Annotated in this window: 13 protein-coding genes; 8 read left to right on the top strand and 5 right to left on the bottom strand. The window is 67.7% G+C overall.

Going from position 1 to position 14599, the window contains the following annotated elements; all coding sequences use genetic code 11:
• Positions 1-2 precede the first annotated feature (2 nt).
• From AC5Y7E_RS07555 to AC5Y7E_RS07540, 4 genes are all read right to left on the bottom strand, one after another.
• Positions 3-362: an ATPase gene (locus tag AC5Y7E_RS07555; protein ID WP_499918231.1), complete on the bottom strand. Its 360-nt coding sequence runs from the start codon at positions 360-362 to the stop codon at positions 3-5.
• 983 nt (positions 363-1345) lie between these two features.
• Positions 1346-3547 carry an acyl-CoA dehydrogenase family protein gene (locus AC5Y7E_RS07550; protein ID WP_499917797.1) on the bottom strand — a complete coding sequence of 734 codons (2202 nt, stop codon included), beginning with the start codon at positions 3545-3547 and terminating at the stop codon, positions 1346-1348.
• Between the two features lie 128 nt (positions 3548-3675).
• Positions 3676-4806: an alpha/beta hydrolase family protein gene (locus tag AC5Y7E_RS07545; RefSeq protein WP_499917800.1), complete on the bottom strand. Its 1131-nt coding sequence runs from the start codon at positions 4804-4806 to the stop codon at positions 3676-3678.
• Positions 4807-4820: 14 nt separating this feature from the next.
• The gene (locus AC5Y7E_RS07540; protein ID WP_499917801.1) at positions 4821-5456 is read right to left on the bottom strand and encodes a TetR/AcrR family transcriptional regulator; all 636 of its coding nucleotides are present in this window, start codon (positions 5454-5456) and stop codon (positions 4821-4823) included.
• A gap of 96 nt (positions 5457-5552) precedes the next feature.
• On the opposite strand from AC5Y7E_RS07540, the gene AC5Y7E_RS07535 reads away from it, so the two are divergent.
• Both AC5Y7E_RS07535 and AC5Y7E_RS07530 read left to right on the top strand, forming a co-directional pair.
• The gene (locus AC5Y7E_RS07535) at positions 5553-6134 is read left to right on the top strand and encodes a VOC family protein (protein ID WP_499918232.1); all 582 of its coding nucleotides are present in this window, start codon (positions 5553-5555) and stop codon (positions 6132-6134) included.
• A gap of 30 nt (positions 6135-6164) precedes the next feature.
• Positions 6165-6713: a hypothetical protein gene (locus AC5Y7E_RS07530; RefSeq protein ID WP_499917802.1), complete on the top strand. Its 549-nt coding sequence runs from the start codon at positions 6165-6167 to the stop codon at positions 6711-6713.
• Between the two features lie 22 nt (positions 6714-6735).
• On the opposite strand, the gene AC5Y7E_RS07525 is transcribed toward AC5Y7E_RS07530, so the two are convergent.
• Positions 6736-7383 carry a TetR/AcrR family transcriptional regulator gene (locus AC5Y7E_RS07525; RefSeq protein ID WP_499917803.1) on the bottom strand — a complete coding sequence of 216 codons (648 nt, stop codon included), beginning with the start codon at positions 7381-7383 and terminating at the stop codon, positions 6736-6738.
• Positions 7384-7472: 89 nt separating this feature from the next.
• Here AC5Y7E_RS07525 and AC5Y7E_RS07520 point away from each other — a divergent pair, with 89 nt between their 5' ends.
• From AC5Y7E_RS07520 to AC5Y7E_RS07495, 6 genes are all read left to right on the top strand, one after another.
• Positions 7473-8381 (top strand): oxygenase MpaB family protein, encoded by a 909-nt coding sequence (locus AC5Y7E_RS07520; protein ID WP_499917804.1) that lies wholly within the window; start codon positions 7473-7475, stop codon positions 8379-8381.
• Positions 8382-8473: 92 nt separating this feature from the next.
• Entirely contained in the window at positions 8474-10054 is a 1581-nt protein-coding gene (locus AC5Y7E_RS07515) for a PPE domain-containing protein (RefSeq protein WP_499948228.1), read from the top strand.
• Between the two features lie 82 nt (positions 10055-10136).
• Positions 10137-11129, top strand: coding sequence for a permease (locus AC5Y7E_RS07510; RefSeq protein ID WP_499948226.1), 993 nt, complete (start codon positions 10137-10139; stop codon positions 11127-11129).
• Positions 11129-11866, top strand: coding sequence for a TIGR03943 family putative permease subunit (locus AC5Y7E_RS07505; RefSeq protein ID WP_499948224.1), 738 nt, complete (start codon positions 11129-11131; stop codon positions 11864-11866). Before AC5Y7E_RS07510 ends, AC5Y7E_RS07505 begins: the two co-directional genes overlap by 1 nt.
• Before the next feature lie 142 nt (positions 11867-12008).
• Positions 12009-12914 carry a class I SAM-dependent methyltransferase gene (locus AC5Y7E_RS07500; protein WP_499948223.1) on the top strand — a complete coding sequence of 302 codons (906 nt, stop codon included), beginning with the start codon at positions 12009-12011 and terminating at the stop codon, positions 12912-12914.
• Positions 12915-13061: 147 nt separating this feature from the next.
• Entirely contained in the window at positions 13062-14537 is a 1476-nt protein-coding gene (locus tag AC5Y7E_RS07495; protein ID WP_499948222.1) for a PPE family protein, read from the top strand.
• Positions 14538-14599 lie beyond the last annotated feature (62 nt).

Genomic DNA, 14599 nt, shown 5'->3' with positions numbered 1-14599 from the left:
GGTTAGCGCCGGTCTTTGATGGCGCGGGTTATTTGCGCCGTGAGCTTGGGGTCGACCAGTAGTTGATCGATCAGCGCCGTGAGCACCTCTTGCCCGGTCACCCGGGCGACTCCCAGCCGGTCGGCGGCTTCACGCTGCCAGATGTCGAGTGCGCGGTGAGTGGCCGCCGCGAGGTCGACGGTTCGGCGCGTGCGCTGGGTGCGTCCCGGCTGGCCGGCCGGCGGCGGGCTGGCGATCCGCGGGCGGCCCTGCCCGAGACTGAGACGTTCGGTGGGGGCGGCGTCCCCGGAGGGCCCGTTGGCCGAGTTAGGCGCGCGAAAGGCCCCAACGCCGGGTCCGCTGTGGCCGCTGTTGAAGTTCACTTCGGTGTCTTCCTCCGTGAGTGCCAATCAGTAAATCAGCGCTCGGTGCCGTTGTGTCAATACTGATTCTGTCACCGACGCCGGCGTAAGTCGCGTCGCCGGGCGCCTACGTTCCGGTCACGAGCCGCGCGGGCCGGGGACTCTGCTGCATGCGCGGCGGCACCTCAGCACCGCACGTTACGAAAGTAGCTGTTTGCTCGGCAACCATTAAATCGGCGCGGCCAATGACACGGTTGGCTATTTTTCGAAATACCGCCGAATCAACGCATCCGTCGATACGGAAAGCCTGAAATCAGTGAACACGTAGTCCGCAGATCAGTACCTCAGTAAACCTTTTGTGCGCTGCGTAAATCGAGTTTTTGATGCCAGAACGCGTCAGTATTCGAGGACAAGTTAAATTGCACGAATGCGTAAATCATATTGCCGAATATCGAAAGCTGTTGCGTGATTGTTATCTAATTCACAGTCAAAAAAGACAAATCTGCCTTGTTTGCCGGAAAACGCGCAACTAACGTTTTAATCAGCGATAGCGAGTGGTTGGAAGGAATGACTTCGATGATCTCCCGGCGATCATTGCGCGGCGCGGCCGCAGGTGCCATAGGTGCCGGAGCTGTGGCCGGCGCGCTGCTTTTTTGCGGCGCGCCCACGGCTCAGGCCGGCCCGGCGTCCGCACCCACCACGAGCTTCGCCAGTGCTGGGCCGCACAGCGGACCGGGCTTCATCCCCGATCGCCCCGGCGGTCGCGGATGGGGCGGCCATGATGGTCGGGGAAATGGCAATGGGGGGCACGGCAACTGGAGCCGTGGCGGTGGCTACTGGGGCCCCCAGCACTGGTGGAACTGGTGGTGGTAACCACCATCTCCGCGCGGTAACGGCCCTCGCCGACACGCCAACCCTCGGGATGGCCGACCGCGTCCGGGGAACCATGCCGGCCTGACCTAGTCAGGTCGGCATGGCCCTGTTTTGGGGCTTTGTGCGACGTTTTACGGGTCCCGGGGCAGGCCAAGCAGCCGTTCGGCGATGATGTTCAGCTGTACCTCGGAGGTGCCGCCGTAAATGGTGGTGGCGCGGCTGGCCAACAGGTATTCGCCCCATTTGCCGGGTAGCTGGCCGGGGTCGCCGATCGCGGCATCGGTGCCGAACGACGAGACCGCGAACTCGGCGTAACCCTGGCCGGTACGCATGGACAGCAGCTTGGAGATCGCCGCCGACGGCATGGCGTCCCCACCGGCCAGCGTCAACAGCGTCGAACGCAGGTTGAGCACCTTGGCCGCATGGCCCTCGGCAATCAATTGGCCCGCCCGATGCTGGGCGATCTGGTCGAAGTGGCCGTCGCGAACGAACTCGACGAACTGGGGCAGGGTGGCCAGGAAGTTCGCGTCGCTGCTGCCGATCGACACCCGCTCCGCGGTCAGCGTGTTGCGGCTGACCTCCCAGCCCCGGTCGACCTCGCCGAGCACGCACCCGTCGGGCACGAACACGTCGTCGATGTAGACGGTGTTGAACATCGCGTTGCCGGTGAGCTCGCGTAGCGGCGTGACCGTCACGCCTTCACTTTTCATGTCCAGCAGGAAGTACGTGATGCCATTGTGTTTCGGGGCGCTCGGGTCCGTCCTGGCCAGCAGCGCACCCCACTGCGAGTACTGCGCGGCGGTGGTCCAGATCTTCTGACCGGTGATGCGCCAGCCGCCGTCGGTCCGGGTGGCCTTGGTGGAGAGGCCGGCCAGATCCGACCCGGCGCCGGGTTCGGAAAACAGCTGGCACCAGATCATCTCGCCGCGGAAGGTCGGCGGCAGGAACCGTTGCTTTTGCTCGTCGGTCCCGAACGCGACGATCGACGGAATGATCCACGCGGCGATGCCGACCTGCGGCCGCTTCACCCGCCCGGCGGTGAACTCCTGGGCGATGATGATCTGCTCCACCGGGCTGGCGGCGCGGCCCCACGGCTTCGGGAGATAGGGCAGCACCCAGCCGCCCTCGGCGAGGGCGACCTTGCGCTGCTCGCGCTCGATCTCCTTGAGCGCGGCGACCTCGGCCCGGATCTCCGCCCGCAACTTCTCGGTGTCGGGGTCGAGGTCGATGTCCACCGGACGCATGCCGGTGGTGGTCGCGGTGTCGACGACTTTCTGTGGGTAGTCCGAACTGCGGCCGAAGGAGGCCGCCAGCATCAGCGCCCGGCGGTAGTAGACGTTCGTGTCGTGTTCCCAGGTGAAGCCGATCCCGCCGTGCACCTGAATGCAGTCCTGGGCGCACCGCTGGGCGGCCGCGGGCGCCAGCGTCGCCGCCACCGCGGCGGCGAAGGCGACGTGCGAACCCGCTGTGTCCCAGCCGTTTTCGCGCGCCTCGTCGATAGCGCGGGCGGCATCCCACACGGCCGCGGTGGCCCGCTCGGTGTCGGCGATCGTCTCGGCGCACTTGTGCTTGATCGCCTGGAACTGACCGATCGGGCGGCCGAACTGTTCGCGAATCTTGGCGTAGTGGGACGCCGTGTCGGTCGCCCAGCGGGCCACGCCGATGGCCTCCGCGGACAGCAGCGTGGTCATCAGCGCGTGCGCGGTCGCCATGCTCAGGTTGGTCAGCACGACGTCGTCAGCGACCTCGACGGCGTTGGCTCGCACATCGGCGATGGGGCGCAGCGGGTCCAGGCTTTTCACCGGCTCGATCTCGAGCTGGTCGGCGCGCAGCACCACCCACGCCTCGCCGCTGTCGATCGCAACGGGCAGCACGAGCAGCGAGGCCTGCGCCGCGGCGGGGACGGCACGGACCTCGCCGCGGATCACCAGTGAGTCACCGTGCCGGGTGGCGGTCAGCGCGCAGCAATTCAGGCCGTAGGCGGCGATTTCGGCGCCCGATGCCAGCTCGGAGAGCACCTTCGCGTCCGGGTCGTGCGCGGAGATCAGGGCACTGGCGATCGCCGACGGCACGAACGGGCCCGGCACCGCCCCGTAACCGAATTCGGCCAGCACGATGGCCAACTCGAGGATGCCAAAGCCCTGCCCGCCGACGGATTCGGCGAGATGAACGCCCTGCAAGCCCTGGTCGGCGGCGGCCTGCCAGTACGGCGGGGGGTTCTCGAGGGGCGTCTCCATGGCCGCGTGCAACGTCTCCGACGGCGCGACGCGCGTCACCAGTGATCGCACGGAATCGGCCAGGTCTTGATGCTCGGGATTTATCGCGATCGGCATTGGTCGCCTTCCGTTGCTGCAGGAGGCCGCGTCGGCCACGTACCTTCCAAGCTAACAACCAGTCGGTTGGTTGACGAGATGGGCCAGGGCGTCTTTCGCGCAGGCGCCGGCGACATGGTCGAGACGTGTCAGCGCCATCGCTTGCTGATCCATTGCGCGATGGTGTCGGCTTGCTCGCTGCGTGCGCCCGGGGTGGTGAAGTAGTGGTCGGTGTCCACCGACGCCTGCGATTTGTCGGTGCCGGCGAGTGCGTCGAAAATGCGCCGGGCGTCGGAGGGAAACACTCCGGTGTCGGCTTCGGCGTTGATCACCAAGGCGGGACAGGTGATTCGGGCAAGGTGCGGTTCGGCGCGGGTTTGCGCCACCCGCAGGCTCCACATGCCCAGCCAGTTGCGCAGCGTGCAGGCCGCCGCGATCCCTTGCGCCGAGCGGTTGGCCTTGGCCGGGACGCCCGCGTAGCACATGTTGGGTTGCCGTTTGGTGGGCTCGATGCCGGCGTCGACCATGCGGGGATCGGCCCAGGTCCGCATCACGGAAAAGGGGCGATCGGAAAACCCCGCCGCGCGAACACGTTTGAGCTCCGTTTCGGCCCAGTCGGTGATCGCGTGATTGCGCGCGGCCTGCGCGGTGCGGTAGCGGGCGAGAAATTCCGGCGAGTAGGGCGGGCCGTTGCGCTCGTTGAACAGGTCGAGGTCGGCGTCGGTGGCGACGGGGTCGTTCTCGTCGACGACGGCGGCGTCCATCCAGGCGGTGAGCACCTCGGGACGCCCGGGATGGGCGGCGGTGGCCACGTAGCCGTCGGCGGGCGGCAATTCGGTCAGCCCGGCCGCCGGACGCATTCCGTCCAGCGGGGTGACGTTCGGTTCGACGGCCTGTGACTGGTACGCGGCCATCAGCGAGCCGCCACCCGAATTTCCCAACAGCACAACTGTATCCACGCCCTGAACGTCACGCAGCCAGCGCACGCCGACGCCGATGTCGACCAGGGCGTGGTCGAGCAGAAAGCTGCTTTCGAAGCCGCGGAACCTGGTGTTCCAGCCCAGAAACCCGACGCCGCGAGTGGCCATGTAGTCGGCGAGGTAGTGCTCGGAGAAGTCGATCTGGTAGTGCGTGGCGATCATCGCCACTTTGGGTTTGCGTCCGACCCCCCGGTGATACAGACCCTGGCACGGGTGCCCGCCCGCGCCCGCGCGCCCCGCGGTGGGGGACGGCAGCCCGACGAATTCGCGGATCACTCCGGCACCGGTGCGACGAGTCAATTCAGCGGTCCCCCTCACGCATAGATGGCTCGGTAGTAGATGTTGGCCAGGGTTTGGATGCAGGCCCGATCATCGGGTTCCGCCGCGCGGGTCCCACCGAGCTGCAGGTAGCAGAACTGGTTGAACATCGCCACGATGGCCTCGGCGAGCAGCCGCGGATCGTCGTCGAGGCAATAGCCCTGAGCCTGGGCGCGTCGGACCGAATCGGCTATGAATGATATTGGTATTTCACAGATTTCGGCCCAGTATCGGGCGAAGTCGTCGTTGATCATCGCCAGCTGCGACACGCTGATCACCTCGGCGAGCCGATTGCGGTAGGTGTGCCAGTGCGCCGAAGCGGCGGCGTGCGCGCGCTCCCGATCGGACAAACCATGCCCGGTCACCGAGAGCGCGCGCTCGTTGGCCTCGTCCCGGAAGCGCAGCGCCCACTGACGCACCATCGCCTCTTTGGAGTCGTAGTAGTTGTAGAACGACGCCGCCGACCGGCCGGCCTCGGCGGCGATGTCGGCGATGGTCGTGGCCAGGACGCCCTTGCGCGCGATGACGGTCCGGGCGGCCGTATCGATGGCCGCCCGCGTGCGCCTGCCCCGAACGGTGGGAAGCTCGGCGGGCCGGCCGCCCCGGCCGGCGGTGGACGCCGCGGTCGACACCTGCGCACCTCCCTGGGCTAAAACTGAAACTGATGTTAGATTCAGATTTGGATCTTGGCCAGGATCGTCAAGCCGGGGACCGAGGGGAGCCACCAGATGATCAAGCCGCACAACACCAACACGGAATTCGAACTCGGCGGGATCAACCATGTCGCCCTGGTGTGTTCGGACATGGCGAAAACGGTGGACTTCTACAGCAATATCCTCGGCATGCCGCTGATCAAATCGCTGGATCTACCGGGCGGGGCGGGTCAGCATTTCTTCTTCGACGCCGGCAACGGCGACTGCGTCGCATTCTTCTGGTTCGCCGACGCCCCCGACCGGGTGCCTGGCATCTCGTCGCCGGGCGCCATCCCGGGCATCGGCGATATCACCAGCGCCGTCAGCACCATGAACCACTTGGCCTTCCACGTGCCACCCGAGAAGTTCGACGCCTACCGTCAGCTCCTCAAGGACAAAGGGGTGCGGGTCGGGCCCGTGCTCAACCACGACGAGAGCCCCATGCAGGTGTCCGCGACCGTCCATCCCGGCGTCTACGTGCGCTCGTTCTACTTCCAGGACCCGGACGGCATTACCCTTGAATTCGCTTGCTGGGTAAAGGAATTCGCCAGCGATGATGCCAAGGCGGTGCCCAGGACCGCCGCCGAGCGCCGGCCCCCGGTGGGTGCGGCGCACTGATCCGACCGGGCCGAGCCGGAGGGTGTTTTGATGACCGACGGCATTCTGACCGACGCGCAGATCGCGGCGCTCACGCCCCAGCAGCGCCGGGACCTGATCACCAGGCTGGAGCAGCCGCTCGGTGACGTGATCGACCCGGACTTCCTGGCGCGGGTGCGGCGCATCCGGTTGAGCCTGATGATCGGTGGCTCCATGGCGATGGTGCCGTGGCTGGGCTACCTGTCGGTGACGCTGCCCGAGAACTACGTCGCGCACAACTGGCCCATCACCTGGATCGGTTTCGACGTGCTGCTGGTCGGGTTCATGTTGACCACGGCGGCGCTCGGGTACCTGCGCCGTCAGCTGCTGGTGCTCGCCGCGTTCACGACGGGGGTCCTGCTGATCTGCGACGCCTGGTTCGACCTGATGACCGCTGGGCCCAAGGACATCTGGCTGTCGGTGATCACGGCGGTGCTGATCGAGGTGCCGCTGGCGATCTTCTTGATCACCAGCGCGGTGCGCATCATGCGGCTCACCATGATGCGGTTGTGGCTGCTGCATCCCGGCATGCGGCTCTGGGATTTACCGCTGTTCCCGTGATCCGGTGACTTGGCGGCGAGCTCTATGCGTCCGCACGTGTTTCGATGAGGCGGTACAGGTTTGGCTCGGCGAGCTCGTCGAGCAGCGCCGCCAGCTGATCGACGAGCTGGTCCGGCTCCAGTTGGACGTCACCTGCCAGCCAGGCGCTGATGGTTTGTCCCACGCCGCCGACCACGAAATGCGCTGCGGCTTTGATGCGTTCGTTCGCCGGAACTTGCAGCGCCTGGCCGACGTGTTGACCGGACAGCATGGCGAACAGCGCGCTGGACTCCGCGCGTTTGCGCACGACCACCGGATCGGCCAGCTGCGTGCTGAACAGCAGCCGCCCCACGCGCGAGTCTTCGGTGATGGTGCGCACGATGTTCGCCATGCCGGCGCGGGTTTGCTCATCGGCCGGCACCGCGGCGACCGCCGCCTGAGTGGTGGCGGCCAACTCGGCGACAACCCAGTCGAAGACGCGGGCGACGAACTCGTCCTTGTCGGCGAAGCTCTCATAGAAGTACCTGGCGGCCAGACCGGCGCTGCGGCACACGCCGCGGACGGTGACCGCCGAGATGTTCTGCCGCTCCGCCCCGAGCAGGTCCAGGCCCGCGGCGAGCAGCCGGTTGCGGCGGGTGGCCAGGCGCTCAGCGGCCTCGACCCCGCGATACGGCCGCACGCTCTCGCTCATGGAAACCATCTTGACACTTACGCCCGGCCGCGACAATATCAGGAAACAAGCGTTCGCACATTAGCGACGCGCTGCGGGAGGACCTGACCATGGCAATTCACGAACCGGTGCACCAACCGGTTGGGCACGTCGAGCGCAGAGTCACCGACCCGCCCCGCGCCCGGCGGCGCAGGCGGGGACGACTGCTGGGTATCGACGAGGGCTTGATGGGAGTCGCACTGCTGGCCGGCCCGGCGAACGTGATCATGCAATTGGCGCAACCCGGCGTCGGATACGGCGTAATGGAGAGCCGCGTCGAAAGTGGTCGGGTCGACCTGCACCCCATCAAACGCGCCCGCACGACCTTCACCTACCTGGCCGTGGCGACCAATGGCACCGATGCCCAGAAGGACGCGTTCCGCCGGGCGGTGAACCGCGCCCATGCGCAGGTGTACTCCACCGCGGCAAGCCCGGTGTCCTACAACGCCTTCGATCCCGCGTTGCAGCTATGGGTGGGGGCCTGCCTGTACAAGGGCGGCGTCGACATCTACCGCATGTTCATCGGTGAACTCGAGGGCGAGGAGGCCGACCGTCACTACCGCGAGGGCATGACACTGGCCACCACTTTGCAGGTGCCGCCGGAGATGTGGCCCGCCGACCGTGCGGCGTTCGACCGTTATTGGGAAGAGTCGCTGGCCAAGGTGCACATTGACGACGCCGTGCGTGAGTACCTGTTTCCCATTGCCGCCAACCGGATTCGGGGCGTTCGACTGCCCCGTGGGCTGCAGCGCCGCTCCGACAGCTTCGCGCTGCTGATCACCACGGGCTTCTTGCCGCAGCGGTTTCGTGACGAGATGCGGCTGCCCTGGGACGCAACCAAGCAACGCCGCTTCGACAGGTTGATCGCCGTACTGGCCGCGGTGAACCGGTATCTACCGCGGTTCATCCGGCAGTTCCCGTTCAACATCCTGCTGCACGACCTGGACCGCAGGATCAAGAAGGGCCGCCCGCTCGTGTGACGGCGCAAGCCGGCAGGCCCGGCTGCTTGAAAACGATAATCATATTCATTAAGCTCCTCACCCTGGTAACCCTTCCAGCCTGAGGAGTGCCTATGACGGCGCCAATTTGGATGGCCTCGCCGCCCGAACTGCATTCCGCGCTGCTCAGCAGCGGCCCCGGACCCGGGCCATTGCTGGCCGCGGCCAGTGCGTGGTCGCAACTGAGCGCCGAATATGCCTCTGCCGCAAACGAATTGAGCACATTACTGGCGGGGGTGCAGACCGGTGCATGGCAGGGGCCCACGAGCGAGTCCTATGCTGCCGCGCACGCGCCGTACCTGGCCTGGTTGGCGAAATCGAGCGCCGACAGCGCCACGGCCGCCGGTCAGCACGAGGTGGCCGCTGCGGCCTACACGGCAGCCCTGACGGCCATGCCCACGCTGGCGGAACTGGCCACCAACCACGTTGTGCACGGAGTCCTGCTGGCGACGAACTTCTTCGGCGTCAACACAATACCCATCGCCGTCAACGAGGCCGACTATGCGCGAATGTGGACCCAGGCGGCCACCACCATGTCCACCTATCAAGCGGTGAGCACCGCGGCCGTCGCGTCGACACCGCAACCCGATCCGGCCCCACCGATCGTGAAATCCGATGCCTCGAACGATGATTCGGGGAGCCCGTTTCACGATCCCAAGATCGACAATCCGCTCAACGACTTCATCGCGAAGATCCTGAAAAACTTCGGGATCGACTGGGACCCCGCCGAGGGCACGGTGAACGGGCTGGACTACGACGCCTATACCAACGCCGCGGACCCCATCTTCTGGGTGGTGCGCGCCCTGGAACTGCTGGAGGATTTCGAGCAGTTCGGTTACTACCTGGTGCACAATCCCGCCTTGGCCTTCCAGTATCTGGTTCAGCTGGCGCTGTTCGACTGGCCGACGCACATCCTCGAGATCTTCACCAGCATGCCGGAGTTGCTGGCCCCCGCCCTGCTGCTCGCGGCCGCTCCCTTCGGCGCCGTCGGCGGGTTCGCCGGCTTGGCCGGCTTGGCGGCCATACCCCAACCGGCCGTCGTCCCGGCGCCCATGCCGATCCCACCCCCGGCGCCCCCCGCCCTGCCCGCCGTCGCAATGGCCCCGAGCCCCGTTGCGACCGCTGCGGCACCTGCCTCGGCCCCGGCGCCCGCGCCCACCCCTACCGCAAACACCGTGGCCAGTGCGCCACCGGCAGCGCCGGCCCCGGTCACACCCGGAGCGGGGTTCTTTCCGCCCTACGTCATCGGCCCCCCGGGGATGGGAACGGGCTCGGGCATGAGCGCGAGCGCCGGCACAAGCGCGAAAAGGAAAGCACCCGAACCGGATAGCGCCGCAGCGGTGGCGGCCGCGGCCGCGCGGCAATCCGCCCGGGCGCGCCGGCGTCGGCGCGCGACACAAAGCGGGGACGAGTTCATGGATATGAACGTCGATGTCGACCCCGACTGGGGCGCGTCACTGGCGTCCGGCAGGGGCGCCGGCACACTGGGCTTCGCCGGGACCGCCCGCCGGGACATGGCCGCAGCGGCCGCCGGATTGACCACACTGGCCGGTGACGAATACGGCGGCGGCCCGACGCTGCCGATGATGCCGGGCACCTGGAGCACCGAGGGCGCCGGCGACCGGGCGCCGCGCAGCGATGAAGGGAACGAGTAGCGCCCGTGACGACGGGTCGACCATCGCGGCCTGGCGAATCGTCCCGAAACCCCTTGTTGGTGCGCGCTGAGATAATGACCCGGTGGAGACGCTGAAGTCCGGGCGCCGGTTACGCGTCGGGTCGATGGAAGTGCTGGTCGCCCTTCTGTTGGCCTGCGCGTTGGCCGCCACGACCCTGCGCAACGCGGTGTTCAACAGCGCGGCGCTCTCGACGGTGGGCACCGTGTTCTGCGGAGTCTTCGTGCAGGCGATTCCCTTTTTGGTGCTCGGGGTCGTGGTCAGCGGATTGATCGCGGTGTTTGTGTCGCCGCAGCGGCTGGCGAGCTGGTTGCCACGCCGGCCGGCGTTGGCGGTGGTGGCGGCCGGCCTCGGTGGTGTCGCGCTACCGGGGTGTGAATGCGGGTCAGTTCCGTTGGCGCGCAGGTTGTTCGGCGAAGGCGGGGCAACCGGAGCCGCGGCGTTGACGTTCATGCTGGCCGCGCCGGCGATCAACCCGGTCGTCCTGGTCGCCACGGCGGTGGCGTTCCCGGGCGAACCCCGCATGGTCTTCGCCCGCATGGGGGCGTCGCTGCTGACCGCGGTCGTCATGGGCTGGGCGTGGTCGCGGTGGGGCCGCGCGGAATGGATCACCCGCCGGTTGCCCGCCGGGGGAATCCGGACCGAACCGCGGTGGGTGGCCTTCGTCGAGGCGGCCCGTCACGACTTTCTGCAGGCCGCATCGTATTTGGTGCTCGGCGCTGCCGCAGCGGCGTTGCTTCACGTCGCGATGCCGCAGTGGGTGTTCACGCATCTGGCGACTGACCTGGTGCTGGGCGTCGCGTCGATGGCAGCCCTGGCGGTGGTGCTCGCGTTGTGTTCGGAGGCCGACGCGTTCGTGGCCGCCAGCATGACGATGGTGCCGCTGGTGCCCCGGCTCGTGTTTCTGGTCGTCGGGCCGGCCGTCGATGTCAAATTGTTCGCCATGCAGGCGGGCATGTTCGGCCGCGCGTTCGCCGCGCGCTTTGCGCCGTGCACTTTCCTGGTGGCCACCGCAAGCGCCTGCGCGATCGGGCTTTTCGTCCTGGGCGCCCGGTGATGAGCCGCGAAGCCGAGAACACCGTGCTGCTCCTGGTGGGCATCAGCATCGCCATGATCACCGTGTCCGGCGTGTTCACCCGCTACGTCAAACCCGGGCTGTTGCCATGGTTGATCGGATCAGCGGTGGTACTCATCGGTCTGGCGCTGATCGCGGTCATCGGTGACATTCGTCGCGGCGGGCCGCGAGTCGGTGACGCAACCGGTGATCAGGGCCACGAGCATTCCCATCGGACCGGCATCGCCTGGTTGCTGGTGGTCGCCGTCCTGGTGCTGATGTTCGTGGCGCCACCGGCGCTTCGGCCCTCGGCCGCCGCCCCATCCGTGACATCGGTATCCAATGATGTTCTGAACAGGGCATTTCCGCCGCTGCCGCCCGGGCCTTCTCCAGAGGTCTCGCTCCCCGAGGTGCTGATGCGCGAAGCGCACGACTCGACCGGATCGTTGACGAACCGGTCGATCACCATGACCGGCTTCGTATTGAACGAGGCCCAGGGCGTCGACCTCGGTCGCATCGTCATCATCTGCTGTGCGGCCGACGCTCAGCTGGCGCGCATTCACCTGCGCGGACCGGCCGCCGGCGCCGCGGCCGGCCTGCCGGACAACACCTGGCTTCGGGTCCAAGGGCAGGTCATACCCACTCCGCGACAACCGAATTCGCCGGCGATTCCGATACTGCAGGCCACCTCGGTCACCCGCATCGACGCCCCGCCCAACCCCTATGCCTACCCGCATTGAGCGATCAGTTGCATCGGCTCACGGCTGTCCCCGCGGGGGTGGGGCCGACGGCAGCCGCTGCGGCCGCAGGTAACGGCGAGCGCCATTACCGTTGCGCGCCACCGGAAAGGGTTTGTCGGCCGCGGGGCGTAGTGTGGTCTTCGTGCGTAGCGAAGGCGATACCTGGGACATCACCACGAGCGTGGGGTCGACCGCGTTGTTCGTGGCAACGGCGCGGGCGTTGGAGGCGCAAAAGGCCGACCCGTTGGCCGTGGATCCGTACGCGGAGGTCTTCTGCCGCGCAGTCGGCGGTTCGTGGGCGGACGTCCTCGACGGCAAGGAGCCCGACCACCAGCTGAAGACCGCCGACTTCGGCGAGAACTTCGTCAACTTCCAGGGCGCCCGCACCAAGTTCTTCGACGAATATTTCCGTCGTGCCGCGGACGCGGGCGTGCGTCAGGTGGTCGTCTTGGCGGCGGGCCTGGACTCGCGCGCCTACCGGCTGGACTGGCCGGCCGCGACGACGATCTTCGAGCTCGACCAGCCACAAGTGCTGGACTTCAAGCGAGACGTGCTCACCGGCGCCGGCGCCCAACCGCGTGCCGAGCGTCGTGAGATCGCCATCGACCTGCGCGACGACTGGCCGCAAGCGTTGCGCGACAGCGGCTTTGACCCCGCCAAACCGTCGGCATGGATTGCCGAGGGCTTGTTGATCTACCTCCCGGCAGCGGCCGAAGAGCAGCTGTTCACCGGTATCGACGGCCTGGCCGGCCACGGCAGCCACGTCGCCGTCGAGGACGGCGCCCCGATGGAGCCCGAGGACTTCGAAGCCGCGGTCGCCGAAGAACGCGCGGCCACCGCGCAGGGCGACGGGCGCGTGTTCTTCCAGCTGGTCTACAACGAGCGGCATGCGCCGGCTACCGACTGGTTCGGCAACCACGGCTGGAATGCGGTCGGCACTCCGTTGGCCGACTACCTTCGGCGGGTCGGCCGCCCGGTGCCTGGACCGGAAACCGAGGCCGGCCCGATGATCGCGCGCAACACCCTGGTGAGCGCCGTAAAGGCCTGACTTCCGCGGTCGCCTTTTCATGAGTTTTCGATGAGTTGACCTCGCGCCGGAACTTTTGCGCGCCGCCCCCCGACTAATGACGGGCTGATCAGTGCGCCGTCCAACAGCCCGGGCGGCATCGGTTTCAGCCGGCAAGGAGTCCGGAGGATGACCGCACCCGTATGGATGGCGTTGCCACCGGAAGTCCATTCCACGCTGCTGAGCACCGGTCCCGGACCGGCCGGCCTGCTGGCCGCCGCGGCCGCCTGGAGCTCGCTGAGCGCTACTTACGCGTCGGCGGCCGACGAGCTCTCAGCGACCCTCGCCGCAGCGCAGGCCGGGGCGTGGGAGGGCCCCACCGCCGAACGGTACGCGGCCGCCCACCTGCCCTATCTCGCGTGGTTGATGCGGGCGAGCGCAAACAGCGCGGTGGCCGCGACCCGGCACGAGACCGCGGCCACGGCCTACACCGCAGCGCTGGCCGCCATGCCCACGCTGCCGGAGCTGGCCGCCAACCACACCGTCCACGGCGTGTTGGTGGCGACGAATTTCTTTGGCATCAACACGATTCCGATCGCCCTCAATGAGGCGGATTACGCCCGGATGTGGGTCCAGGCGGCCACCACGATGACGACCTATCAGGCGGTCTCGACCGCGGCGGTAGCGTCCGCGCCGCCGACCGATCCGGCGCCCCCCATCATGAACGCCAGCGACAGCAGCGGCGAAGACGACGACGATACGGGCATCGTCGACAACGACGGCGGTGACCCGACCCAGCTGAGCTGGTGGGTGAACCGCTTCCTCGAGATCTTCCAGACGATAGGAAAAGATCTGGCGGAATTTCCCGAGGATCCGGCCGACGCAATCGAGGATCTGCTCGAGGACATCTTCGGGCCGGCGGGACTGATCGCCGACGAGTTCACCCACCTCGGGGAGGCCCTTCAGACCTTCCCGCAGCTTGCGGCCATTCCATTGATCGTGCCCGCGGGATTTGGGGGAGGCGTAGCCGGTCTGACCCTGCTGGCCGGGATCCAGCCTGCCGCGGACCCGATTCCGGAACCAGCCGCCGTGCCCGCAGCCATACCGCAGGCGCCCAGCGCGCCGGCCGTCAGCAGCGCCCCGGTGGTGAGCGCGGCTCCCGTCGCCGCGCCGGCGTCGTCCCCGGTCTCCGCCCCCGCTCCGGCGCCCACGCCGACCTCGGCCCCGGTTACCGCGGCACCGCCGCCGCCGGTGACCGGCGGCGAGGCACTCGCCTTCCCCTATCTGGTCGGTGGACCCGGCATCGGCACCGATTCCGGCATGGGCAGCGGCGCGCAGCGCAAGTCATCCGAGCCGCGTTCCGCCGCGGCCGCCGCGCCGGCGGCGGCATCGGTGTCCGAAAGGCAGCGGGCGCGGCGGCGCCGTCGCGCGACGATGCGAGACCACTATCGCGGCTACGAGTACGTGGACCTGGAACCGGATGACGGGCCGGTACCCGATCCTGGCCTGCCGGTGGCATCGGATCGCGGCGCGGGGTCGCTGGGCTTTGCCGGAACGGCGCCGGTGGGGAGCGCCGAGGCGGCGGGGCTGACGACGCTAGCGGGTGACGAGTTCGGAAGCGGGCCAGCGGCGCCGATGTTGCCGGGCAGTTGGGACACCGATTAAGGGGAACTTTTCCGCCCGGCCAGCCGACTACTGGCTGCGTGATCGTTCCGCGGCTACCGGTC

The organism is Mycobacterium sp. NGS17 (genome assembly GCF_059813205.1).
Note: the sequence above shows the minus strand (reverse complement) of the source record. Positions and strands in the feature narration are given on the sequence as shown.

Bases quoted from the DNA above. Each gene is read 5' to 3' on its own strand.
- AC5Y7E_RS07550 (WP_499917797.1), bottom strand. From the start codon at position 3,547: ATGCCGATCGCGATAAATCCCGAGCATCAAGACCTGGCCGATTCCGTG.
- AC5Y7E_RS07535 (WP_499918232.1), top strand. From the start codon at position 5,553: ATGATCAAGCCGCACAACACCAACACGGAATTCGAACTCGGCGGGATC.
- AC5Y7E_RS07530 (WP_499917802.1), top strand. From the start codon at position 6,165: ATGACCGACGGCATTCTGACCGACGCGCAGATCGCGGCGCTCACGCCC.
- AC5Y7E_RS07525 (WP_499917803.1), bottom strand. From the start codon at position 7,383: ATGAGCGAGAGCGTGCGGCCGTATCGCGGGGTCGAGGCCGCTGAGCGC.
- AC5Y7E_RS07520 (WP_499917804.1), top strand. From the start codon at position 7,473: ATGGCAATTCACGAACCGGTGCACCAACCGGTTGGGCACGTCGAGCGC.
- AC5Y7E_RS07515 (WP_499948228.1), top strand. From the start codon at position 8,474: ATGACGGCGCCAATTTGGATGGCCTCGCCGCCCGAACTGCATTCCGCG.
- AC5Y7E_RS07505 (WP_499948224.1), top strand. From the start codon at position 11,129: ATGAGCCGCGAAGCCGAGAACACCGTGCTGCTCCTGGTGGGCATCAGC.
- AC5Y7E_RS07495 (WP_499948222.1), top strand. From the start codon at position 13,062: ATGACCGCACCCGTATGGATGGCGTTGCCACCGGAAGTCCATTCCACG.